General features: G+C 68.4%; 23 protein-coding genes and 1 riboswitch. Of the genes, 18 read left to right on the top strand and 5 right to left on the bottom strand.

The features are described from left to right. Positions 1 to 72: 72 nt before the first annotated feature. Both GS4_RS09760 and GS4_RS09755 read right to left on the bottom strand, forming a co-directional pair. The gene (locus GS4_RS09760; RefSeq protein ID WP_007620016.1) at positions 73 to 1,467 is read right to left on the bottom strand and encodes an FAD-dependent oxidoreductase; all 1,395 of its coding nucleotides are present in this window, start codon (positions 1,465 to 1,467) and stop codon (positions 73 to 75) included. 160 nt (positions 1,468 to 1,627) lie between these two features. Further along, positions 1,628 to 2,647: an ABC transporter substrate-binding protein gene (locus tag GS4_RS09755; protein WP_007620015.1), complete on the bottom strand. Its 1,020-nt coding sequence runs from the start codon at positions 2,645 to 2,647 to the stop codon at positions 1,628 to 1,630. Between the two features lie 98 nt (positions 2,648 to 2,745). Between GS4_RS09755 and GS4_RS09750 the strand changes: the two genes are divergently transcribed. Genes GS4_RS09750 through GS4_RS09740 form a run of 3 tightly spaced genes read left to right on the top strand, consistent with a single transcriptional unit; the run spans position 2,746 to position 4,858 of the window. Beyond that, on the top strand, positions 2,746 to 3,252 hold the full coding sequence (locus GS4_RS09750) for an Rv0361 family membrane protein (RefSeq protein WP_007620014.1): 507 nt from the start codon (positions 2,746 to 2,748) through the stop codon (positions 3,250 to 3,252). Then, positions 3,249 to 3,662, top strand: a complete 414-nt coding sequence (locus GS4_RS09745; protein ID WP_007620013.1) for a rhodanese-like domain-containing protein — start codon at positions 3,249 to 3,251, stop codon at positions 3,660 to 3,662. The genes GS4_RS09750 and GS4_RS09745 overlap by 4 nt, the downstream gene beginning before the upstream one ends. Continuing rightward, complete coding sequence (locus GS4_RS09740; protein WP_007620012.1) at positions 3,659 to 4,858, top strand: O-succinylhomoserine sulfhydrylase; 1,200 nt, start codon at positions 3,659 to 3,661, stop codon at positions 4,856 to 4,858. The genes GS4_RS09745 and GS4_RS09740 overlap by 4 nt, the downstream gene beginning before the upstream one ends. A gap of 44 nt (positions 4,859 to 4,902) precedes the next feature. On the opposite strand, the gene GS4_RS09735 is transcribed toward GS4_RS09740, so the two are convergent. Continuing rightward, complete coding sequence (locus GS4_RS09735; protein WP_007620011.1) at positions 4,903 to 6,063, bottom strand: isochorismate synthase; 1,161 nt, start codon at positions 6,061 to 6,063, stop codon at positions 4,903 to 4,905. An 85-nt stretch (positions 6,064 to 6,148) separates the two neighbouring features. After that, positions 6,149 to 6,261: riboswitch (SAM riboswitch) on the top strand. A 17-nt stretch (positions 6,262 to 6,278) separates the two neighbouring features. On the opposite strand from GS4_RS09735, the gene GS4_RS09730 reads away from it, so the two are divergent. The 4 genes from GS4_RS09730 to GS4_RS09715 all read left to right on the top strand — a co-directional run bounded on the left by GS4_RS09730 (position 6,279) and on the right by GS4_RS09715 (position 10,546). Further along, on the top strand, positions 6,279 to 7,607 hold the full coding sequence (locus tag GS4_RS09730) for an aminotransferase class V-fold PLP-dependent enzyme (protein ID WP_007620009.1): 1,329 nt from the start codon (positions 6,279 to 6,281) through the stop codon (positions 7,605 to 7,607). Continuing rightward, positions 7,604 to 8,086: a hypothetical protein gene (locus tag GS4_RS09725; protein ID WP_007620008.1), complete on the top strand. Its 483-nt coding sequence runs from the start codon at positions 7,604 to 7,606 to the stop codon at positions 8,084 to 8,086. The genes GS4_RS09730 and GS4_RS09725 overlap by 4 nt, the downstream gene beginning before the upstream one ends. Positions 8,087 to 8,327: 241 nt before the next feature. Continuing rightward, positions 8,328 to 8,840 carry a MarR family winged helix-turn-helix transcriptional regulator gene (locus GS4_RS09720; RefSeq protein WP_007620007.1) on the top strand — a complete coding sequence of 171 codons (513 nt, stop codon included), beginning with the start codon at positions 8,328 to 8,330 and terminating at the stop codon, positions 8,838 to 8,840. Next, on the top strand, positions 8,840 to 10,546 hold the full coding sequence (locus GS4_RS09715) for an MDR family MFS transporter (protein ID WP_007620005.1): 1,707 nt from the start codon (positions 8,840 to 8,842) through the stop codon (positions 10,544 to 10,546). The genes GS4_RS09720 and GS4_RS09715 overlap by 1 nt, the downstream gene beginning before the upstream one ends. Before the next feature lie 73 nt (positions 10,547 to 10,619). On the opposite strand, the gene GS4_RS09710 is transcribed toward GS4_RS09715, so the two are convergent. Continuing rightward, positions 10,620 to 11,132 (bottom strand): inorganic diphosphatase, encoded by a 513-nt coding sequence (locus GS4_RS09710; protein WP_007620003.1) that lies wholly within the window; start codon positions 11,130 to 11,132, stop codon positions 10,620 to 10,622. 131 nt (positions 11,133 to 11,263) lie between these two features. Here GS4_RS09710 and dacB point away from each other — a divergent pair, with 131 nt between their 5' ends. From dacB to tilS, 3 genes are read left to right on the top strand one after another with little or no spacing between them, the layout of a single operon-like run. After that, complete coding sequence (gene dacB, locus GS4_RS09705; protein WP_007619999.1) at positions 11,264 to 12,649, top strand: D-alanyl-D-alanine carboxypeptidase/D-alanyl-D-alanine endopeptidase; 1,386 nt, start codon at positions 11,264 to 11,266, stop codon at positions 12,647 to 12,649. Further along, positions 12,646 to 13,815 (top strand): zinc-dependent metalloprotease, encoded by a 1,170-nt coding sequence (locus GS4_RS09700; protein WP_007619997.1) that lies wholly within the window; start codon positions 12,646 to 12,648, stop codon positions 13,813 to 13,815. The genes dacB and GS4_RS09700 overlap by 4 nt, the downstream gene beginning before the upstream one ends. Continuing rightward, complete coding sequence (gene tilS, locus GS4_RS09695; protein WP_007619995.1) at positions 13,794 to 14,741, top strand: tRNA lysidine(34) synthetase TilS; 948 nt, start codon at positions 13,794 to 13,796, stop codon at positions 14,739 to 14,741. Before GS4_RS09700 ends, tilS begins: the two co-directional genes overlap by 22 nt. A 186-nt stretch (positions 14,742 to 14,927) precedes the next feature. Here tilS and GS4_RS09690 read toward each other — a convergent pair whose 3' ends face one another. Then, a complete protein-coding gene (locus GS4_RS09690; protein WP_007619992.1) occupies positions 14,928 to 15,632 on the bottom strand; it encodes a DUF8020 domain-containing protein in 705 nt (234 codons plus the stop codon). A gap of 345 nt (positions 15,633 to 15,977) precedes the next feature. Between GS4_RS09690 and hpt the strand changes: the two genes are divergently transcribed. From hpt to GS4_RS09650, 8 genes are all read left to right on the top strand, one after another. Further along, positions 15,978 to 16,553, top strand: a complete 576-nt coding sequence (gene hpt, locus GS4_RS09685) for a hypoxanthine phosphoribosyltransferase (RefSeq protein WP_040510081.1) — start codon at positions 15,978 to 15,980, stop codon at positions 16,551 to 16,553. Between the two features lie 227 nt (positions 16,554 to 16,780). Continuing rightward, positions 16,781 to 19,225 (top strand): ATP-dependent zinc metalloprotease FtsH, encoded by a 2,445-nt coding sequence (gene ftsH / locus GS4_RS09680; protein ID WP_007619989.1) that lies wholly within the window; start codon positions 16,781 to 16,783, stop codon positions 19,223 to 19,225. A 17-nt stretch (positions 19,226 to 19,242) separates the two neighbouring features. Continuing rightward, positions 19,243 to 19,866 carry a GTP cyclohydrolase I FolE gene (folE, locus tag GS4_RS09675; RefSeq protein WP_007619988.1) on the top strand — a complete coding sequence of 208 codons (624 nt, stop codon included), beginning with the start codon at positions 19,243 to 19,245 and terminating at the stop codon, positions 19,864 to 19,866. A gap of 61 nt (positions 19,867 to 19,927) precedes the next feature. Continuing rightward, entirely contained in the window at positions 19,928 to 20,815 is an 888-nt protein-coding gene (gene folP / locus GS4_RS09670) for a dihydropteroate synthase (RefSeq protein ID WP_007619987.1), read from the top strand. Continuing rightward, complete coding sequence (gene folB, locus GS4_RS09665; protein WP_007619985.1) at positions 20,812 to 21,189, top strand: dihydroneopterin aldolase; 378 nt, start codon at positions 20,812 to 20,814, stop codon at positions 21,187 to 21,189. The genes folP and folB overlap by 4 nt, the downstream gene beginning before the upstream one ends. Then, the gene (gene folK / locus GS4_RS09660; protein WP_007619983.1) at positions 21,186 to 21,734 is read left to right on the top strand and encodes a 2-amino-4-hydroxy-6-hydroxymethyldihydropteridine diphosphokinase; all 549 of its coding nucleotides are present in this window, start codon (positions 21,186 to 21,188) and stop codon (positions 21,732 to 21,734) included. Before folB ends, folK begins: the two co-directional genes overlap by 4 nt. Beyond that, positions 21,731 to 22,255 (top strand): DUF3180 domain-containing protein, encoded by a 525-nt coding sequence (locus GS4_RS09655; protein WP_007619980.1) that lies wholly within the window; start codon positions 21,731 to 21,733, stop codon positions 22,253 to 22,255. The genes folK and GS4_RS09655 overlap by 4 nt, the downstream gene beginning before the upstream one ends. 66 nt (positions 22,256 to 22,321) lie before the next feature. Next, on the top strand, positions 22,322 to 23,614 hold the full coding sequence (locus GS4_RS09650) for a DUF6779 domain-containing protein (protein WP_007619978.1): 1,293 nt from the start codon (positions 22,322 to 22,324) through the stop codon (positions 23,612 to 23,614). Positions 23,615 to 23,694: the final 80 nt, after the last annotated feature.

The raw sequence follows: 23,694 nt of genomic DNA, 5'->3' as shown, positions 1-23,694 counted from the left end.
AGTTCACACACGAGAAGCGGCGACCGGTGATCCCGGTCGCCGCTTCTCGTGTCTGCTGTGGTGTGTAGGGAGTCAGTCGGTGCCGCTGACCTTGTGCGGCTCGGATGCGGCGAGCATGTCCTCGCGCTCGACGACCTTCACGCGCTCACGGCCCTCGGCGGCGCCCAGGGCGCGCTCGTGCTCGTCGAGTCGGTACCAGCCGTCCCACGTCGTGAACGGGATGCCCTTGCCCTCGAGCAGCGCGATGACCGCGTCCTCGGTCGGCGCCGACGGCTCGTTCAGGGTGCCGTTGGTCATGTCCTCGATGATGCAGTCGACCGTCTCGTTGGCATCGCCCTTGGTGTGGCCGATGAGACCGACCGGACCGCGCTTGACCCACCCCGTCGTGTAGATGCCGGTGAGGTGACGGCCCTGGTCGAAGACCCGGCCGGCCTCGTTCGGGATGACCCCGGCCTGGGTGTCGAACGGGATCTGCGGCAGGTTGTCCGACAGGTAACCGACAGCCCGGTAGACGGCGCCGAGCTCCCAGTCGGTGGTCTTGCCGGTCGGCTTCACGTTGCCGGTGCCGTCGAGTTCGGTGCGCTCGGTGCGCAGGCCGACGACCTTGCCGTCCTCGCCGAGGATCTCGATGGGGTTCTCGAAGAAGTGCAGGAACAGCTTGTGGATCGCACCCTGCTTGGGATCGCGGATCGCGTAGTTCTCGATGATCGTCGCGACCTGGTCGGTGATCTTGCTGCTGCGACGGGCGACGGCCGAACCCTCGTCGTACTCGATGTCCTCGGGTGCCACGACGACCTCGATGGTCGGGGAGTGGTCGAGTTCCTTGAGTTCGAGCGGGGTGAACTTGGCCTGCGCCGGGCCGCGACGTCCGAAGACGTGCACCTCGACGGCCTTGTTGGCCTTGAGTCCCTCGTAGACGTTGGCCGGGATCTCGGTCGGCAGCAGTTCGTCGCCGGTCTTGGCGAGCACGCGCGCGACGTCGAGGGCCACGTTGCCGACGCCGATGACGGCGACCTTCTCGGCCTCCAGCGGCCAGGTGCGCGGGAAGTCGGGGTGGCCGTCGTACCAGGCCACGAACTGTCCGGCACCGTAGCTGCCCTCGAGCTCGACACCCGGGATGTCGAGTGCGCGGTCGTCGGTGGCGCCGGTCGAGAAGATCACCGCGTCGTAGTGGTCGCGCAGTTCCTCGAGCGTGATGTCGGTGCCGTAGTCGATGTTGCCCAGGAGTCGGACCTGTGGCTTGTCGAGCACCTTGTGGAGGGCGGTGATGATGCCCTTGATGCGGGGGTGGTCAGGGGCGACGCCGTAGCGGATGAGTCCGAACGGTGCGGGCATCCGCTCGTAGAGGTCGATGCTGACGCCACGGTCCTTGGCGGTGTCGGACTTCATCAACGCGTCCGCGGCGTAGATCCCAGCAGGACCCGCGCCGACGATCGCTACCCGCAACGGGCGGCTGTAGTCGCTCATGGAGTGGTGCTACCTCGACTCGTAGACGTCGCGCGCGAAAGCCTGCGGGCTCCCGGCGAAGAGAGCCCGCAGGCACGCGCCTGATCCCCTCTACGGTAGGCGCTGGGCGGGCAGCGCCAAAATCCCGTGTGAGGGTTACCTCACTTGAAGGGTGTGCAGGTCACTTGATCGCGTCGGCGATCGGACCCACTGCTCGGCTGCCGACCCAGGGGATCGTCAGCACTGTGGGCACCGACATCGCGCTGCCCACTTCCTGATCGAGGTAGACCACGCGACCCTCACGTGCGGCGGCGGTCCGCTGGAAGGCCGGGTCGGCGCGTAGCTTGTCGTTGGAGCCGGCCCAGTCGACCGCGACCACGACGTCGGCGCTGTCGAGTCGGTTCAGGCTCTCCGCCGCCAGCTCGCCGTAGAAGCCGTTGGTGATGGCCGACCGCAGTTGCTCGGGGAATTTCAGCCCGTAGCCGGTCAGGGTCTGGCCGCGGCCGTCGCCCTCGCTGTAGATCGAGACGCCGCCGTTGGGGGCCCCGGTGACCACGACGCCGGTCTTGCCGGCGAACTGCGGATGCTGATTCTGCACGTCGGTGAGGTACTTCTTGGTCTCGGCGACCTTCGCCTCGGCCGCCTTCGGCAGGCCGACGGCCTTGCCGATCTCGGTGACCTGGACGTCCCAGGGCGTCTCCCAGGCGGTCGCGCCGGTGGGCCGCAGGATGGTCGGCGTGGTCTTGGCGAGCGTGTCGTACTGCTCGCGCGTCGGCACCGCGCCGACCGCGGTGATGAGGTCCGGGTTGGTCGACAACGCCTTGGCGATCTGCCCACCGAACTCCGACGACGTGTTCGGGAGGACCGTCGGGCTGGTGTCACCGATCAGGTCGGCGTTCCACGGCGAACTCGTGGCGTCCGGATCCGCGAACGTCGCGATCGTCACCGGCTTGACCCCGAGTGCCAGCAGGTTGTCGGCGTCACCCACGCCCATCGCCGCGACCCGCTTGCGCTGGCTGTCGATGGTCGTCTTGCCGAACACGTGGTCGATGGTGACCGGGTACGCGCCGGCCTCCGCGGTGGGCACACTCGCACTGTCGGAATCCGATCCGGATTCGTCGGGTGCCGAGCAGGCGGTGATGGTGAGCGCGGCCACCGCGGCGGTGGCGGCGCCCAGGGTGCGCCATCGTTGGGGTCTCATGGACCAACCTCTCCGTTGAGTTTGGTGTGGTTAGGCTCAACTTACACGCCGACGGTCGCCGTCCGCCTCCGATCGCACCCCCGATAGACTCTGCCGACATGCCGACCGACCGTTCCGATCGAGCCGTGAGCCCGGGAGATGCCGGGGGGCCGGATGATCCGGGCACCCCGCGCGGATTCCGGGCCGTATGGCCGTTCGTGGTGGCGCTCGTGGTCGTGGTGATCGCGGTCGGCGCCATCGTGATCTCGTATCTGGTCCGACCGGTCGACGACCGTCTCACCGAGAGTGCCCAGGTGCAGCACGCGATAAACGATGCCTACACCGCCCGCAACGAGTTGAACTACGGCGACTACCGCGAGGCCACCTGCGCAGCCGACCACGATCGCGCAGCATTCCCCACCGAGCAGGCGTTCGTCGACGACAACCTGCGGTCGCGGGAGGCCAACGGTCACATCGTCATCCCGGAGATCGATCAGATCACCGTGACGGGTGATCGTGGGTCTGCGCAGGTACATTGGCATTTCGATGATCACCCGGACGACAAGAAGTCCGAGCGGGTGGTCGTGGTGAGAGAGAACGGCGACTGGAAGGTGTGCACGTCGTGAGCTACGCGGGAGATCTGACGCCACAGCAGGCCTGGGAGGCCTTGGAGACCAATCCGGCAGCTGTCCTCGTCGACTGTCGTACTCGCGCGGAATGGAACTTCGTCGGGGTCCCCGACCTCGAGATCCTCGGCAAGCGCACCGTCTTCGTGGAGTGGTCGACGTTTCCGGAAGGTCGGCGCAACGAGCAGTTCGTCGACCAGCTGCGTGAGGCCGGCGTGACCGACACCGACGAGGTCATCTTCCTGTGCCGTTCGGGTAACCGCTCGATCGGCGCTGCGGAGGCCGCGACCGGCGCGGGGGTCGCGAAGGCCTACAACGTGCTCGACGGATTCGAGGGTAACCTCGACGAGAACGACCACCGCGGCGGCACCGGGTGGAAGGCGCTGAACCTGCCCTGGCGTCAGTCGTGAGCGACGGTCTGCCCGAAGGGCTGTCGCCCGAGACGCTCTCCGTTCGCGGCGGTCTGGCGCGGTCGGGATTCCACGAGACCGCCGAGGGGCTGTACCTGACGAGTGGTTACGTGTACGACTCGGCGGAGGCGGCCGAGCGTGCTTTCACCGGTGAGGACGAACGCTTCGTCTACTCGCGGTACGGCAACCCGACCGTGGAGATGTTCCAGGAGCGCCTGCGGCTGATCGACGGCGCCGAGGCCTGTTTCGCCACCGCCAGCGGGATGGCTGCGGTGTTCGTGTCGCTCGGCGCTCTGCTGAAGGCAGGCGACCGGTTGGTCGCCGCGCGCAGCCTGTTCGGCTCGTGCTTCGTGGTCTGCAACGAGATCCTGCCGCGGTGGGGGATCGAGACGGAGTTCGTCGACGGTGAGGACCTGGAGCAGTGGGAGCGTGCGCTCTCGCGACCGACCGACGCCGTGTTCTTCGAGACCCCGTCGAACCCCATGCAGTCGTTGGTCGACGTCGAGCGGGTGTCGGAACTGGCGCATGCGGCTGGTGCAAAGGTGGTGCTGGACAACGTGTTCGCCACCCCGCTGCTGCAGCGTGGGTTCGACCTCGGCGCCGATGTCATCGTCTACTCGGGTACCAAGCACATCGACGGCCAGGGGCGCGTGATGGGTGGCGCCGTGCTCGGTGACAAGGAGTACATCGACGGTCCGGTGCAGAAGCTGATGCGACACACAGGACCTGCGTTGAGTCCGTTCAACGCCTGGACCCTGGTGAAGGGTCTGGAGACCCTCAAGCTGCGGGTGGATGCGTCGGTGGCGTCCGCACTGCGGATCGCCGAGTTCCTCGAGGCCGACCCGCGGGTCCGGTGGGTCAAGTACCCCTTCCTCACATCGCATCCGCAGTACGAACTCGCGAAGCGACAGATGTCCGGCGGCGGCACGGTGGTGACCTTCGAACTCAACGACCGCGCCGGCGTCGACGGCAAGGAGCGGGCGTTCGAGGTGCTCAACGGCCTTCGGGTGATCGACATCTCGAACAACCTCGGTGACTCGAAGTCGCTGATCACCCACCCGGCGACCACGACGCACCGCGCCATGGGGCCGGAGGGTCGCGCCGCCATCGGGTTGAGCGATTCCGTCGTCCGACTGTCGGTGGGGCTCGAGGGCATCGACGACCTGCTGGCCGACCTCGACCGCGCGCTGGGCTGAGATGATCAGGCGTGGCCGATCGCCCGCAGCGTCGGAGCTGATGCTCAGACGTCGGTGATGCCGAGCGCGCTGCGAACGGTGCGGAGTTTCGCCGTGGTCTCTGCCAGTTCGGCGTCCGGATCAGAAGCCGCGACCAGGCCGCCGCCGGCCCACATCCGCAACTGCTCGCGATCCGCGGCGACCTCGACGCATCGGATGGCCACCATCCACTCGCCGTCGCCGTTCGCGTCGCACCATCCGACGGCACCCGCGTAGAACCGGCGCGGCTCCTCCGTCTCCGCGATGATGTCGACCGCGGCGTCGCGTGGCGTACCGCCCACCGCAGGGGTCGGGCCGAGGTCGAGAGCGAGGTCGAGGACGGTGGTCGCCTCGTCGCGGACGGTCGCCCGAATCGGTGTCGCGAGGTGCCACAGTTCGCCGGTCGCGGTGAGTTGCGGCTCGGTCGGCGCCTCGACGTCGGTGCACCAGCGCGCCAGTCGATCTCGTAGATGATCGACCACGTGAGCGTGCTCGACGCGGTCCTTCGTCGACGCGGTGAGCGCAGCCGCGGCGGCGTCGTCGGATGCCGAATCCGCGCCCCGGGCGGCTGTCCCGGCGTACGGATGACAGGTGACCTCGCGACCTCGCTTGCGTACCAACAGTTCCGGGCTGGCGCCCAGTAGCCAGCGACTGCCGTCGCGGTCCAGGTCGACGGCGAAGGCATTGTGTTCGGGATTGCCTCCTGCGAGAGCGCCGAGCAGTTCGCCGATCTCGACCCGCGGGGTGACCCTGACGTCGACCGATCGTGCCAGCACGACCTTCTCGGCATCGCCGCGCCGGATCCGCTCGACCACCTCGGCCACCCGACGTCGGTGCTCGTCGGGTGACGGATGGGTCGACTCGGTGACGATCCCGTGCGGGGTCGGGGTGATGCCGGGCAGCGGTGTGTCGGTGACGGCGACGGACTCCGGCGCGATGAGCGTCGGCGCATCGGCGGTGTCGAAGGGGAGGGCGCCCACCACGGCCGAGGCCGAACCGTCGGCGAGTGCGGCCTGCGCCGCGCCGACATCGGAGAAACCCGCGGCGACCCCACGCGCCACGACGGTCCCGTGCGGTCGCGACAGCACGAACACGGTGTCGGGATCGAGTTCGGCGTGGACGTCGGGATCTGCGTCGGCGACGGGGTGACGGTCGGGATCGGTGGGAACCGGGGGCACTCCGTCCACGCTACTGCGGTCCGTCGCAGAAGTAGTTGCGCCCACCCTGAGTGGAAATTGACTTCGGCGAAGCGCCTGGGCGAACCTGGGATCGGGTCATGAGTGCCAGTGACAAGCCCCGGCTCGCTGGTCGGCAACCCTCCTCCACGGTGGGGTGCTCCGGGTGACGACCCGGCCGTGTCCGCCCGGACACGGCAAGCGTGGATCCTCGAGGAGTATTCGTCATGACCGCTGTCGTCGACACGACACCACCACATCCCACGACCATCCGGTCGACCTCCCCTGGCCGCACGTCGGTCGCCGATCGCCTCGCCGCTGTCGAGGTCGGGGCACTCGCCGACGTCGTCGGCGCCGACCAGACCGTGACCGTCGCGGACGGTTCCGAGGTCGGGTACGTCAACCTGGACTACGCGGCCAGCGCGCCGGCTCTGCAGTACGTCGCAGACCAGATCGCAGACGCACTGGGCCAGTACGCGAGCGTGCACCGCGGCGCGGGTGCGCTGTCGCAGATCACCACCGCCCGCTACGAGAGCGCTCGCGAGACCGTGCGGGCCTTCGTCCGCGGGCGCGCCGACGACTCGGTCGTCTTCACCCGCAACACCACCGATGCGATCAACCTCGCCGCACACATCACGCCGGGGGAGGTGGTGGTCCTCGACATCGAGCATCACGCCAACCTGGTGACCTGGTGCGCACCGCGCGACGGCGTCGCCAGGGCCCGCGTGGTCGCAGCCGCACCGACGTTCGCCGAGACCTTCGATGCGCTCGAGGCCGAGTTGTCGGCGGCGCCTGCGGCCCTGCTCGCGGTCACCGCGGCATCGAACGTGACCGGCGAGGTGCTGCCGATCGGACGGCTGGCATCGCTGGCCCACCGACACGGCGCCCGCATCCTGGTCGACGGGGCGCAGTTGGTCCCGCATCGTGCTCTCTCGATCGTCGGCAGCGGTGTCGACTACCTGGTCTTCTCCGGCCACAAGCTGTACGCGCCATTCGGCGCGGGAGTGTTGGTCGGCCGTTCCGACTGGCTGGACGCGGCGACGCCGTACCTTGCCGGCGGCGGCGCGACCGCTGCGGTCACGCTCACCGACGACGGCTCGTCGGTGGACTGGTACGAGGGTCCGGCGCGGCACGAGGCCGGCAGCCCGAACGTGCTCGGCGTGCTGGCCATCGCCGCGGCCTGCGATGCCATCGCCGAGTTCGGTTACGAGGAGATCGGCTGGCACGAGGAAGCGCTCCGTGCCCGACTCGTACGCGGTCTCGACGGCATCGACGGGGTGCGGCGACTGGACATCTTCGGCGACGTCCGCGACCGGGTGGGGATCGTGACCTTCGTGGTCGAGAGCTGTCGTCCGCGAGACGTGGCCGAGTATCTCAACGATCAGCACGGGATCGGGGTGCGGGACGGGAAGTTCTGCGCGCATCCGCTGTTGACCACGTTGGGACATCCAGAGGGAGCCGTCCGGGCGAGTTTCGGACTGGGGACCTCGACGGCCGACATCGATCGACTCATCGACGCCTTGACCGGACTCCGTACGAAAGCAGGTAAGTCATGACCGCGAGTGTTACCCCTGTCGCCACCCGTCCGGTCGTCGCCCATACGGCGATCGCACCCCAGGCGACCATCAGCATCGGCCGTCCCGGATTGCAGGTCGCTCTGACCGGCGACGCCGACGCCGCGTTCCCGATCGTGGTGCGCCAGTCGAATCTCCGTGATGCGCAACGCAAGCGGTGGGTGCTCCGCGCGGGCAACCACGACCCGGTGAACTTCGTGGTGGCCCTCGAGATCGAGGCGGCCATCGCCCCGCATCCGGCTTCGGCGCGTGCGTCCGCCCGACCCGTCGAGGCGGGGGAGGCCGAGACGGTGCGGTACGTGGGCACCCCGGAGGGGCTGGTCACCCTGATCAAGGACATCTACGCCGCCGAGGTCGCCGATGCCGTGATCATCACCCCGCTGGACGGGTCGGCGACCGCCGCCCGCGTCCGCGAGGAGGTCCTCCCGCTGCTCCGCGACCAGCGGCGTCGGGTGGCCTGAGCGCGTCACTCTTTCAGCGACAGACGACTGAGATCTACCCCGTGGCGGGTCGCCGAGGGAACATTCCCCTCGGTACCCGCTGAGGGGGACGATCTCAGTCGTTTTGTTTATGTCCGACTTGTCATCGTCCGATCCCGCGCGCATACTTGCGCAGTCCAACTAGATGTAGACCGCAACTAGTTGTAAAGAGAACGTAAAGACCGGCGCTGCATGGCCGGTGGCGAAGCGGGAGAGGTGGCCGATGATCGAACACACGGCGATCGACGAGCTGTTCGACTCGCTCAACCGCTTCATGCGCCTGCGCGACCGCGCGGCGCACACCACGTTCCGGTCCGCCGACGGCGAGGTCGAGATCGAGATCGCCGCCTTCAAGGGCCTGTTCCACCTGGCGCGGCAGCCCATGCGGTCGCGCGCCCTCGCGGACTGCCTCAACGCCGACCCCTCGACCGTGAGCCGACACGTCGCGCAACTCGTCGACCTCGGTCTGCTCCGCCGCGAAGCCGACCCCGATGACGGTCGCGCGACCCTGCTGGTGATCACCGACGCCGGCCGCGAGCGCGTCGAATCGATGCGTCGGGTCCGCCGGGCCGCGCTCGACGAGGCGATGGCCGACTGGACCGATCACGAGGTCCACACCCTGGTGACGCTGTTCAGCCGCTTCGTGGACGCGGCCGAGACGGCGATGCCCCTCAAACCACCGGTTCTGTCCGGCGCCGACAGCCCGCGCGCCGACGATCTCGTGAAAGGACGATGATGACCGACTCCACCGCAGCCGGCGCCTCCGCGCCACCGGACGACATCGCGGGGGCAGGCCTGACACACCGTCAGATCCTGACCATCCTCGGTGGCCTGATGATCGGCATGTTCCTGGCCGCACTCGACCAGACGATCGTGTCGACCGCCATCCGCACCATCGCCGACGACCTGCAGGGCTACGACCTGCAGGCCTGGGTGACCACCGCCTACCTCGTCACCTCGACCATCGTGACGCCGTTGTACGGCAAGCTCTCCGACATCTACGGTCGCAAACCGTTCTTCCTGCTGGCGATCACCATCTTCGTCATCGGCTCACTGCTGTGCAGTATGGCGACATCGATGTACGAGCTTGCCGCCTTCCGAGCGCTGCAGGGACTCGGCGCCGGCGGTCTGTTCACGTTGGCGCTCACCACGATCGGCGACATCGTGCCGCCTCGCGAGCGCGCCAAGTACCAGGGCTACTTCCTGGCCGTGTTCGGCACGTCCAGCGTGCTCGGTCCGGTTCTCGGCGGCCTGTTCGCCGGCCAGGCCTCGATCCTGTTCATCTCCGGGTGGCGCTGGGTGTTCCTCGTCAACGTGCCGATCGGCATCATCGCGCTCGCGGTGGTCTACCGGGTCCTCAACTACGACCAGAACAAGGGCACCGGCCAGCGCACCGATTATTGGGGCGCAGCGGCTCTCGCCGTCACGGTCGCGCCGCTGCTGATCGTCGCGGAGCAGGGACGCGAGTGGGGCTGGACCTCCGGGCTCTCGTTGCTCTGCTACGCGATCGGTGTGGTCGGCCTCGGGGTGTTCGTCGCCATCGAACACCGGATGGGCGACGATGCCCTGATCCCGTTGCGGGTCTTCAAGAATCGAGTGTTCAGTCAGGGCATCGTGGTCTCGGTGGTCGTCGGTGCGGTGATGTTCGGCGGGATCTCGATGTTGCCGCAGTACTACCAGGTGCTGCGCGGTTCGAGTCCGATGATCGCCGGGCTGCAGATGCTGCCGATGGTGCTGGGACTCATGGCCGGTTCGGTCGTCTCGGGTCAGATGATCTCGCGCACAGGCCGATACAAGGTCTTCACCATCCTCGGATCGGTGCTGATCGCGGTGGGTACGTTCCTGCTGCACACGGTCGGCACCGACACCCACGTCTACGTGGTGATGCTGTACGCGTTGCTGCTCGGTTTCGGTCTGGGCAACCTGATGCAGCCGATCACCCTCGCGATGCAGAACATCCTGCCGCCCAAGGACATGGGCCTCTCGACGGGCACCGCGACCTTCTTCCGGCAGATCGGTGGAACGCTCGGCGTGGCGGTGTTCTTCTCCCTGCTGTTCTCGCTGATGGGGCCGAACATCAAGGACGAGATGGTCTCCGCCGCATCGAAGCCCGAGTACCGCACCGCGGTCGTCGAGGCATCGCAGAGTTCCGACCCGCAGGTCAGTGCCTTCGGTAAGTCGCTGGTGGAGGCGACGGCACATCCCGAGCGCGGGGGTGCGTCCTCGTCGAGCAGCGTCATGAGTGACACCTCGGTCATCGAGAAGTTGCCGGATGCGCTGTCGGCCCCGATCAAGGAGGGGTTCGCGAACTCGATGGACCGCGTGTTCCTGACGGTCTCGATCCTCTCGCTGATCGCGATCGTCGGCACCGTCACCTGGCGCGAACTGCCACTACGTCAGGGCAAGCCGATCGGCAACCCGGAGGCGACCGTCGACGCCTGAGCCGACGGCCCTCCACAGCATCGACGCCCCGTCCCTGCAGAGGGACGGGGCGTCGACGTATGTCGGTGGGGGGTCAGCCGCGCGACGGCTCGTTGGCGTGCTCGGGCTGCTGTGCAAGGCGGTCGATGGCCTCCTGGGCGACCTTGAACGCCTGCTCGGTACCGACCCAGCCGCCCGGCTGGACCGACTTGCCCGGCTCGAGGTCCTTGTAGTGCTCGAAGAAGTGCGCGATGGCCTTCAACTCGAACTCGGGGACGTCGTCCACGTCCTGGATGTGATCCCAGCGCGGGTCGCCGGCCGGGACGCCGAGCAGCTTGTCGTCACCGCCGGCCTCGTCGGTCATCGTGTACATGCCGACGATGCGGGTGCGGACGATGACGCCCGGGTACACCGACTCCGGCAGGAGCACGAGCGCGTCCAGCGGATCCCCGTCTTCGCCGAGGGTGCCGTCGATGTAGCCGTAGTCGGCGGGGTAGCCGAACGCGGTGTAGAGGTAGCGATCCAGGTAGACCTTGCCGGTCTCGTGGTCGACCTCGTACTTGTTGCGTGCGCCCTTGGGGATCTCGATGGTCACGTCGAATTCCACGGGTTCCTCCTGGGAGATGTCGGTACGTACTGCGGTGCTCGTGATGCGGCACCGACCTTGCATCGGCGCCGCGGATCGCCTCAACGATACTGTCAGGGGGACAACCCCTAAGACACTGACCCGGAGGTCCTGTGGGCGCCACGCGCAGATCTGGCCGCCGGCCGACCCGTCGACTGATCCTGTGGACGCTCGTGTCGGTCCTGACGGTGGCCGTCGTGGCGGTCGCCGCGGTGGTCGTGGCGCTCCGCCTCGACAAGTCCGACGAGTTGCCGCCGGGAATCCCGGAGCGGCCGGCGGCCATCAGCTACTCGCCGGAGATCGCGCCGGTCGTCGGCAATGCCCCGACCCCGACTGCGGCCGGTGTGCGCCGCGCCATCGCGGCATCGGTGCGCAATCCGGCGTTGGGTCAGCTCAGCGGCCAGGTGTCCGATTCGCTGACCGGCCAGATCCTGTGGTCCGACGACGCATCGACCCCCCGGACCCCGGCATCCAACGACAAGATTCTCACCGCGTCGGCGGCTCTGCTCGCACTGCCGCACGACAAACGCCTGACGACCACGGTCGCCGAGGGCGCCGACGGTCAGATCATCATCAGGGGAGCGGGTGACCCCACGTTGTCGGCGCAACCGGCCGGCACCGAGACGTTCTACACCGATCCGGCGCGGATCTCCGACCTCGTCGACCAGATCCGGCGCTCGGGCGTCCCGGTGCGATCGGTGGCCGTCGACACGAGCGCCTTCCCCGGACCATCGATGGACCGCACCTGGGATCGTCGGGACATCGCCGGCGGCGACATCGCACCGATCGACTCCCTGATGGTCGACGGCGCGCGACTCGAACCGCTCGACGAGTACTCGCCGCGGACCGACGAACCGGCGCTGGCCGCCGGCCGGGCGCTCGCGACCGCGCTCGGCGTCGACACCGCGGTCACCGAGGAACGCACTCCCGCCGGCGCGCGACAGATCGCGAGTGTCGAGTCGGCGCCGTTGGTGACGCGCGTGAACGACATGATGCGGTTCAGCGACAACGTGCTGGCCGAGACGCTGTCGGTGGAGTTGTCCATCGCACGCGGAGGTCCGGCCACCCTGGCCGGTGGCGTCGATGCGATTCAGCAGACCCTGCGCACCGCGGGAGTGGACCTCACCGGCGTCACCATGCGTGACGCATCGGGCATCTCGTATGCCAACAAGGTGCCCGCCGGTGTCCTCGACAAACTGATGGCCGGTGTCAGCGGACCGTCGCAACCCAAGTTGCGGCCGATGCTCGACGGGCTGCCGATCGCGGGTGGCACCGGCACACTCGCCGACCGTTTCGATCCGAAGACCAATCCGGGGGCCGGCTGGGTCCGCGCCAAGACGGGAACCCTCACCGGGGTGAGTTCGTTGACCGGGATAGTCCAGACCATCGACGGTCGGGTGCTGTCCTTCGCCCTGATGTCCGGCGGCACCTCGCCCGCGGATGCCCGTACCGCCCTGGATGCGGTCGCGGGCGAACTCAGGGAGTGCGGATGTCGATGAGCCATCAGCCTGCAACCGACCAGTCTGCAATCGACGAGACTGCAACCGACGAGACTGCAAACGACGGGGCCGCAACCGACGAGGCTGCAACCGACGAAGCCAGGGCCGACCAGGAACTCATCGGCGCGCGCATCGACTGGTCGCTGGCGGCGACCACCGGCAAGCGCCTCAGCCGACCCGGGCCGCTGACCACCGCCTACACCCTGCGCGCCACCCATGCCGAACTCGCCGACGCCGCGTCCCGCGCGGAGGCGCCCGTGCGCGAGGTGACCGGCCTGGCCGACGGTCTCCGCGTCCCGACCACCCGCATCCTCGACCGGCGTGAATGGATCGATGCCGCGGCGACGTCGATGAGTTCGATGCTCGGCGCAGGCGATGCCGACGGCGGCCAGGGCATCTCGGGAAAGATCGGCGGTCTGCAGGCCGGGGGGCTGCTCGCGTTCCTGTCCACGGCGATCCTCGGTCAGTACGACCCGTTCACCCCCGACCCGGAGACCGGCGACCCGGGCGTGCTGATGGTGGTCGCGCCGAACATCATCTCCGTCGAGCGCGCCCTGAAGGTGGTTCCGTCGGACTTTCGCCTGTGGGTCTGCCTGCATGAGGTCACCCATCGCGTGCAGTTCTCCGCGAACCCCTGGCTGCGGCAGTACATGCTCGACAACATCGCCGTCCTGACCGCCGAAGCCGACGAGTCGACCTCCGAGATGCTCGGTCGGATCACCGGAGCGTTGCGTGAGGGCACCATCAAGGGACCCGACGGTGACCGTCCGCGCGAGAAGGGCGTGATCGGCGCGATGCAGCTGCTGCAGTCGCCGGAGCAGTACGAGGCGTTGACCCGCATGATGATGCTCGGCACCCTGCTCGAGGGTCACGCCGACCACGTGATGGACGCGGTCGGGCCGGCGCACGTGCCGACCGTCGAGAACATCCGCGCCGCCTTCGACCGTCGGCGCACCGGCCCGCGTAACCCGGTGCAGCGCATCATCCGTGCTCTCATCGGTATGGATGCCAAACTGGCGCAGTACATCCGAGGCAAGGCATTCGTCGACGAGGTGGTGTCGACCGTCGGGATGGAGTCGTTCAACGCCATCTGGTCGTCGCCGGACACCATGCCGCGACCCGCCGAGATCGACGAGCCGCGCGCATGGATCCGACGCGTGCTCTGATCGCGGCCGTCGGCGACTTCGCCGACCGTCATCTCACCGCTCGCGACGTCTGCGTCGGACTGTCCGGCGGCCCTGATTCGTCGGCCCTGGCAGCCGCGGCCGTGCGGGCGGGACTGACCGTCGAGGCGCTCGTCGTCGACCACGGTCTCCAGCAGGGCTCGGCCGACGTCGCCGCGCGCGCCGCGGAGTGGGCGCGTTCCCTCGGAGCGAGCGCACAGGTGCTCCGCGTGGTGGTCGGGGATGCGGGCGGACCGGAGGCGGCAGCGCGCGATGCCCGCTACGCGGCACTGGAGGCGGCGCGCGGCGACCGGCCGGTGTTGCTCGGTCACACCCTCGACGACCAGGCCGAGACCGTGCTGCTCGGGCTGGCGCGGGGGTCGGGCGGACGATCGATCGTCGGGATGCGCGGATGGAACGCCCCGTGGGGTCGGCCCCTGCTGGGAACCCGACGGTCGGCGACCCGCGCAGCATGCGCGGCCTGGGGCATCGAGGCCCATCACGATCCACACAACGACGATCTGCGCTTCACCCGCGTCCGTGTGCGCACCGAGGCGTTGCCGCTGCTCGAGGACGTCCTGGCCGGTGGTGTCGCCGAGGCGCTGGCGCGAACCGGAGACGCACTCCGCGACGACCTGGATGCGCTGGATGCGATCGCCGAGGAACTCTTCACACAGGCGGTAGCGGGGTCGGCGCTCGCGGTCGGCGATCTGATGTCGGCGCCACGGGCGATCTGGACACGGGTGCTGCGGCGATGGCTGCGCGAGGTCGGGGCGACGGAACCCACGTCGGCGGTGGTCGGCGCGGTCGACGCGTTGACGGCCGGCGGTCGGGGAGAGGTCGCGATCGGCGGCGACCCGACTCATCGGCTGGTCGTCCGGGTCGTCGACGGTCGGCTGGTCGTCGACAGTCGGCCGCGGGGGCGCTGACCACAATCTGCTCTGAGGGGTCCGCGGTGGCGAAAATCTGCACCTGAGCGGGGTGTCGTGTGGATAGTGCACGCGGCATCGCGCTGGGCGGCAGTACTTGGTCGTGGTGGCGGGCGTGCCACCACGGCAACGAGCCCGCCGACCAGATGGTCGGCGGGCTCGTCGTGAGTTGCTCGTGCCTGTCGGCTACCTGCGAGGCGGCTTGAAGGGCGAGTTGATCGTGTTGAAGTACTGGATCGCCGCGGCGATGAGCGTGCCACCTCCACCCAAGCTGGTTCCGACAATTCCACCGATCGTTGCCCCGATAGGGATGGTGGGCAAGCAACCCAGTGCGACTCCCAAGACACATCCGGCAACTGCACCGACCAGGGCGCCGAGACCTGTACCGATGAGTGTCGACACCGTGATCCCGAGGCTCAACTGCTGCTGCAGCCGTCCGAGCGCCTGGTCGTCGCGCTCCTGGCGGGTCTGCGGGGCAGCCACCTGGGTGCGTGCAATTCCGCGCAGGCGCTCGACTTCTCCGCGGTCGACAGTGGTCGACTGGGAAACGTCGCGAACCGGGGTCAACGAAACGGAATTACTGGCACCGCGTGCCGCAATCGGGAACTGGCGATCTTCGAGCCGGTAGTTCAGCGGCATCCGATAGACCTCGGCGCCCGCGGCATTGCGAATCGACAGTGTCTGTCCGTTATGGCTGATGGATCCATTCGATACCGACAGGTTGACGCCGCTGCCGGTTTGTGTGACGGAATAGTGGACCGGGCCGACCTCGACCGGCTGTGCCGGCGCCGCATTGGCCACGCCGGCAAAGGCCGTGATCGCTGCGGTTGCAACGGAAACAAAGGTCAGAGCACGAAAACGGCGTGCGAATCGGGGGGAGACAGGAGGCATGAAGTCTCTTTCGGAACCGGCATCACAGAGGGGGCTGGATGCGATTTGGACAGGAGAGGATTCCGGAAGGTGCCGCCGATCCCGATCCCAGCGTTCCGGATGCTCAGAGTTTCACAGAAAAGAATAGATATCAGCAAATTGTGTTACGCGTGTGACGACCTGGCGTCATTCGTGACCGGAGTGTTATAGACTCAACAAACCGGGCGAATTCCATTTTTGTGATCATTCGGCGGGCAATCTCCACAACGATTGTTGCGCAATGCTTCGACCTGCGATTATGCGCGGGAATTGCTGGAATCGGGGCACCGCTGCCCGCAGTCGGGAGGACGTGACAAGCTTGAGGTCGTGCAGCCCCACAGTGATCGCACCGACCCCTACGGCGACGACATCGAGGCAGTCCTGATCACCCAGGACCAGATCCAGACCCGGATCCGTGAGCTCGCCGATTCCGCCGCAGCCCGCTACGCCGACATCGAGGACGACCTCGTGTTGATCGGCGTGCTCAAGGGGGCGGTGATGTTCATGACCGACTTCGCCCGCGCCCTGCCGATCCCCTCGCAGATGGAGTTCATGGCGGTCTCCAGCTACGGCTCGGCCACATCGTCGTCGGGCGTGGTCCGCATCCTCAAGGACCTCGACCGCGACATCGCCGACCGCGATGTGCTGATCGTCGAGGACATCATCGACTCCGGACTCACCCTGTCGTGGCTGATGCGCAACCTGGCCACCCGGTCGCCGCGGTCGCTGCAGGTGTGCACGTTGCTGCGCAAGCCCGAGGCGGTCCGATCCCCGGTCGATGTCGCCGACGTCGGGTTCGACATCCCCAACGAGTTCGTCGTCGGATACGGCCTCGACTACGCCGAGCGTTACCGCGACCTGCCCTACATCGGCAGGCTGCACGCATCGGTCTACTCCGACTGAACCGCCGGCCGCCGACCTCGCCGCCGCCGAACCCCCGCAGCCGACCTCGCCACCACGGGCCCGGCGGGACGGGGTCCGCACCGGGCGCGACCTGCGCATCCGGCTCCATCGGAACGGTTTCACCCGGCGGAACGTTGACCGGTAGCCTCTACAAGTAAGTCGATGGGAAGGACAGTGGACACGGCACCGGCGGGGGCTCCGCCATCGGCCGTGCGCACCAAACTGGGATGAACCGAAAGACAGTCTTCCGCAACCTGGCCATTGTGGCGCTGATCGTGTTAGCGCTGTGGGGCTGGAGTGTGATGCGCGATTCCGGTCGCGAATACCGGGCGGTGGACACCTCGATCGCCCTGACGCAGCTGAACGTCAAGAACACCAAGTTCATCCAGATCGACGACCGTGAGCAGCAACTGCGGATCGAGCTCAAGGAGCCGATCAAGGTCGACGACAAGGGCACGACCTCGAACAAGATCAGCACGAAGTACCCGGCGCAGGTCGGCGACAACATCTTCCAGTCGGTCACCCAGACCGGTGCGCCCTATCAGACCAACGTCACCCAGGACTCGGTCCTGTGGCAGATCCTCATCTTCGTTCTGCCGATGCTGCTCCTGTTCGGCCTCTTCCTGTTCGTCATGAGCCGGATGCAGGGCGGCGGTCGCGGCGGTGTGATGGGCTTCGGCAAGTCGAAGGCCAAGCAGCTCACCAAGGACATGCCGAAGACCACCTTCGCCGATGTCGCGGGTGCCGACGAGGCCGTCGAAGAGCTGTACGAGATCAAGGACTTCCTGCAGAATCCGGCGCGCTACCAGGCGCTGGGCGCGAAGATCCCCAAGGGTGTCCTGCTCTACGGCCCTCCCGGAACCGGTAAGACGCTGCTCGCCCGAGCGGTCGCCGGCGAGGCGGGTGTGCCGTTCTTCACCATCTCCGGTTCGGACTTCGTCGAGATGTTCGTCGGTGTCGGTGCTTCTCGTGTGCGAGACCTGTTCGAGCAGGCCAAGAACAACAGCCCGTGCATCATCTTCGTCGACGAGATCGACGCCGTCGGTCGCCAGCGCGGCGCCGGACTCGGTGGCGGACACGACGAGCGCGAGCAGACGCTGAACCAGCTGCTCGTCGAGATGGACGGCTTCGGTGACCGGTCGGGCGTCATTCTGATCGCGGCCACCAACCGTCCCGACATCCTCGACCCGGCGCTGCTGCGGCCCGGCCGCTTCGATCGCCAGATCCCGGTCGGCAACCCCGACATCGCCGGCCGTCGCGCCATCCTGAAGGTGCACGCCAACGGCAAGCCGATCGATGCCGACGCCGACCTCGACGGTCTGGCCAAGCGCACCCCCGGCATGTCCGGCGCCGACCTCGCGAACGTCGTCAACGAGGCCGCACTGCTGGCCGCTCGCGAGAACAAGACCACCATCACCGCCGAGATGCTCGAGGAGGCGGTCGACCGCGTCATCGGTGGTCCACGTCGCAAGAGCCGGATCATCAGTGAGCACGAGAAGAAGGTCGTCGCCTACCACGAGGGTGGCCACACGCTCGCCGCGTGGGCGATGCCCGACCTCGACCCGATCTACAAGGTCACCATCCTCGCCCGCGGACGGACCGGCGGTCACGCGCTGGCCGTGCCCGAGCAGGACAAGGACCTGATGACGCGCTCGGAGATGATCGCGCGCCTCGTCATGGCGATGGGCGGCCGGGCAGCCGAGGAACTCGTCTTCCACGAGCCGACCACGGGCGCATCGTCCGACATCGACCAAGCCACCAAGATCGCCCGTGCGATGGTCACCGAGTACGGCATGAGCGCCAAGCTCGGTGCGGTCCGCTACGGCCAGGAGCAGGGCGATCCGTTCCTGGGCCGGTCGATGGGCAACCACTCCGACTACTCGGCCGAGATCGCCGGTGAGATCGACGACGAGGTGCGTCGCCTCATCGAGGCCGCGCACACCGAGGCGTGGGCGATCCTGACCGAGTACCGCGACACCCTCGACGTGCTCGCCACCGAACTGCTGGAGAAGGAGACGCTGACCCGCAAGGACCTGGAGGCGATCTTCTCCGGTGTCGAGAAGCGCCCGCGGATCACGACCTTCAACGAGTTCGGGGAGCGGACCCCGAGCGACAAGCCGCCGGTGAAGACCCCGGGCGAACTCGCGATCGAGCGTGGCGAGCCGTGGCCCCCGGAGCCCGAGCCGACCCGCGAACCGGTGCCGGTCGGCGGCGGCCAGGCCGGTCCGGGGCAGCCGCAGCCGGTGCCCGGCTACCCGCCCTACGGTGGCGGCAACGACTACCCGCCGCAGGGTGGTGGCGTGCCCGCCCCGCCGTACGGTGGCGGCGGCACCCAGTTCCCGCCCGCCGGGCCGCACAACGGCTCGGGACGGAACGGCACCCCGACCAACGGCGGCTCGCAGTATCCGCCGTACGGCGGTGCACAGCCGGGACAGCCCCATCCCGGTCAGTCGTATCCCGGCCAGCAATATCCCGGCCAGCAATATCCCGGACAGCCCACGAGCGGAACGCGCCCGGACTACGGCGCCCCGCGCGACTGGTCCGCACCGGGATGGCCCCCGCAGGAGAGCGGGCCGACCAACGGTGACCGCGGTCGCAACGGATACGGCCAGAACGGTGAGCGCACCGACGGCGACCACCCGCAGGGTGGACCCGGCGGTTCCGGTTCCTGAGAGCAGATCGGGAGACGATGACCATCAGCGAGACCGACCACGACGGTGAGTCCGCCGTGGACACCGAAGAGTCGGGATTCGACCAGGCACGTGCCGAGGCCGCGGTCCGTGAGCTGCTGCTCGCAGTCGGCGAGGACCCCGACCGCGAGGGTCTGCGCCGGACCCCGAGTCGCGTCGCGAACGCTTACCGTGAGGTCTTCGCGGGTCTCTACACCGACCCCGACGACGTCCTGGCGACGACCTTCGACGAGAACCACGACGAATTGGTGCTGGTCAAGGACATCCCGATGTACTCGACCTGCGAACATCACCTGGTCTCGTTCCACGGGGTCGCGCACGTCGGCTACATCCCCGGTGTGTCCGGCCGGGTCACCGGGTTGTCGAAGCTGGCGCGTCTGGTCGACCTGTATGCCAAGCGACCGCAGGTGCAGGAGCGCCTCACCAGTCAGATCGCCGACGCGATCGTCCGCAGGCTCGAGCCGCGCGGCGTGATCGTCGTGATCGAGGCAGAGCACCTGTGCATGGCGATGCGCGGCATCCGCAAGCCGGGGGCCCGGACCACCACGTCGGCGGTGCGCGGGCTGTTCAAGACGAGCGCGGTCTCGCGCGGCGAGGCCCTCGACCTGATCTCGCGACCCTGACCCGGTGAGCGACGAGAACGCTACGTACGCATCACCTCCCGCCCCCGGTCGGACCCGGGTGATGGGGGTCATCAACGTCACCGCCGACTCGTTCTCCGACGGTGGGCGCTATCTCGATCCAGATGCGGCCATCGCCCACGGGCAGCAGCTGATCGCGGCCGGCGCCGACCTCATCGACGTCGGCGGCGAGTCGACCCGCCCGGGTGCCGATCGCGTCGATCCCGATCTCGAGGCGCAACGAGTCACCCCGGTGATCGCCGAATTGGCCGCCGCGGGCGCGACCATCTCGGTGGACACGATGCGAGCGAGTGTCGCCGCGGCAGCCATCGCCGCAGGTGCGCAGATCGTCAACGACGTCTCGGGCGGGCGCGCCGACCCCGACATGGGTCGCGTCGTCGCCGAAGCCCGCGTGCCTTGGATTCTCATGCACTGGCGGCCGGTCGCGGCGCCGTCCGCCGACACCCGGTTCACGCATCGGGTCGACGACGTCGGCGGTTATCGCGATGTCGTCGCCGAGGTCAGTGGCGAGTTATTGGCGCAGGTGGATGCCGCGGTTCGCGCCGGGGTCGACCCCGACGCGATCATCCTCGACCCGGGCCTGGGCTTCGCGAAGACCGCCGAGCACAACTGGGCGCTGTTGCACGCGCTGCCGACCCTGGTGGGACTGGGGTTCCCGGTGCTGGTGGGTGCGTCGCGCAAGCGGTTCCTCGGCTCGCTGCTCGCCGAGGGCGACGAGGTCCGACCACCTGCGGGGCGGGAGACCGCGACCGCCGCGATCTCGGCGTTGTCGGCGATCAACGGCGCGTGGGGGGTGCGCGTCCACGACGTGGCCGCCAGCCGGGACGCGGTCGCCGTGGCATCCGCCTGGCGCGCGGGCGGCTCCCGCGGCCTCGTCGACCAACCGGCCCCACTCCCGACCCCGGCCCATGGAGGCGGTGATCGCCGATGACCGATCGCATCGAACTGCGCGGACTGGTGGTCCGTGGCAATCACGGCGTCTTCGATCACGAACGTCGTGACGGCCAGGACTTCGTCGTCGACGTCACGCTCTGGCTCGACCTGCGGGCGGCCGCCGCCAGCGACGATCTGGCCGACACCGTCGACTACGGCACCCTCGCCCAGACCGCACACGACATCGTGGCCGGTGAACCGCGCGATCTCATCGAGACCGTCGGCGCAGAGATCGCCGATGCGGTGATGGGCGACGAGCGGATCGTCGCCTGCGAGGTGACCCTTCACAAACCGTCTGCGCCCATCCCGCTGACGTTCGGTGACGTCGCCGTCGTCACCCGACGGTCGCGCAAGTCGATGGGCGCCCGATGAGTCGCGCCGTGCTGTCGGCCGGCTCAAACGTCGGAGATCGCGCCGCACATCTGCGCGCGGTGGTCGATCGGTTCGGCGACGAGGTGGTGGCGGTCTCGCCGATTCACGTCACCGCGCCGTGGGGCGGTGTCGAACAGGACGACTTCTACAACATCACCCTCGTCGTCGAGGCGGACCGCACGCCGCGTGACTGGCTCGACATCGGCCGCGAACTCGAGCGCGAGGCCGAGCGGACCCGTGAGATCCGCTGGGGGCCACGCACTCTGGACGTCGACGTGATCAGCGTCGACATCGATCAGACCACGGTCGTCGACGACGATCCCGAGCTCACGCTGCCGCACCCCCGGGCCGCGCAGCGCGCCTTCGTCCTGATCCCGTGGCTGGCCGCAGATCCCGACGCAACGCTGTGGACGCCGGACGGGGTACGCAGCGTGAGTGCCCTCCTCGCGGCCCTCGATGAGGATGAACGCGACGGGGTGACCGAACTCGGCCCCACCCGATCCGGCGTTGCCGCGGACTCGTCGTCCGACCGGGACACCCCATGACACCGTCACGGTCCCCGTCGGACGACGAGAAGCCCGGACTCGGCCCGAGTCGTCCGCGCGACCTTGCGATCGTCGCAGTCGTGACCGCGGTCATCGCATGGATCCTGGTCCGGTACAACTACGGTGATCTGCCGCCGCTGCCACTCCTCGCCGGTCTCGTGCTCTATGTATTGGCGGCCCTCGAGGTGGTCATCGCATTCATCGTCCGCTCGCGCGTCGACTCCCGAGATGTCGGACGGGCACGCGGACAATTGCATCCGCTCACCGCTGCGCGCGTGCTGGCGCTGGCGAAGGCGTCGGCGATCCTCGGCGCGCTCGGTACCGGTGTGTGGGCAGGGCTCGCGCTGTTCCTCTGGAGCCAACGGGATCTCGCCGCCGCCGACCACGACAAGCCGGGTGCCGTCCTCGGTCTCGTCGGCGGGTTGCTGCTCGTCGGCGCGGCGCTCTGGCTGGAGTACTGCTGCCGCGCACCCGACGATCCGACGGACGACAACGGGGGACGGCATCCGGGACATGCATAGGGCGAATCGTGACTCTCCGTCCCCGGTTGGCCGACGCCTGGTGCATCAGCAGGTATCTTCACGGACATGACGACCCCGAATGGCCGCTCCACCGAAGGTCGGCGTGCCGGTCGGTCGGTGGGTCAGTGGTTGCTGGGGCTGCTGATCGTGCTGGCCCTCGTGGCCAGCATTCTGATGGTCTTCACCGACAAGCTCTCGATCGTCGGATCGCTGGCGGTGATCGCCGCGCTGTGGGCGGCGGTGATCGGCGCGATCCTGGTGACGCGCTTCCGTCGGCAGGCCGACAGCGCGGAGGCCAAGAGTCGGGATCTGCGTCTGGTCTACGAATTACAGCTCGAACGCGAGATCGCCGCACGGCGTCAGTACGAACTCGATGTCGAGGCGACCATCCGCAAAGAGGTCGGCGCCGAGGCGAACGAGCAACTGGCGGAACTGAAGCAACAGGTGCTCGCCCTTCGGTCGAGCCTGGAACTGCTTCTCGGAGAATCACTTCCGGAGCAGCGCGCCGCACTTCCCAATGAGAAGCTGCGGGAACTCGCCTCCGGACTCGGTCAGCACCTCGACGCGCCCGACGACGGCACCCTGGCCGCACGCGATTTCGCCGCCACCGCCCCCTCGGCCGACAACGGTCGGCACATCCCGGCAGGTGTGGACCCCAACGAGATGACCGAGGTCATCCCGATCGTCACCGACGACGTCCCGATCTCCGGTCGGATCGCGGCCCAGGTGCCCGACCCCGGCTACCGGCCCTACGGAACGCAAGCCGCCGCCCAGCCCGCTGACGACACGATCGACGCGACCGTCACCGAGGATCCGGCTGCAGACGAGCGAGGCGATCTTCCGGCCGACCAGGCGCCGGCCGATGTGGAGACGGTGGAGCCGGCTCCCGGATCGGTACCGTTCACCCCTCCCGAATACGGCGGGGTGGCCTATTCGGCTCCCGGGCAGGCGGGGCACACGCACGCGGGTCAGGCACAGTCGGGCCAGTCGGGTCAACACGAGCGTCCCGACGCCGGACCGTATCCGCAGGCACCGCGCCAGCCGTGGGTCGAGGATGCCCCGACCGACCAGTGGGCCGCACCCCCTTCGGCGGTCGGTGGCGACGCCAACGGGGTCGCGACGGGCGATGACGCCGCGGACGTGCCCGGCGCCGGCGACGCGGCTCCGGATCAGACCCCCACCCCCTTCGCTCCCGGCAGGCACGAGAGCAGCGTCGATGCCTCGGTGGCCGGTCGCCGGCGGCGGCGGGACGAGGACGTCGACAGCGCGCACTCGGCAGGACTGCCCGTCTCCGAACTGCTGAGTCAGCTGCGGCAGTCCGGTGGCGCCGGCGGTGGGCGTCGCCGGCGCGACGACTGACCACCCCACGATCTCCGAGGTCGCCGACACCCGCCCGGTGAGGCGCATCACAGCGTTGGCCACCGGCGTCGTCGGACGCC

This window comes from Gordonia soli NBRC 108243 (assembly GCF_000334455.1).
In the GTDB taxonomy this organism is placed as follows: domain Bacteria; phylum Actinomycetota; class Actinomycetes; order Mycobacteriales; family Mycobacteriaceae; genus Gordonia; species Gordonia soli.
The sequence above is the reverse complement of the archived record's forward strand: the minus strand, read 5'-3'. Positions and strand labels throughout refer to the sequence as shown.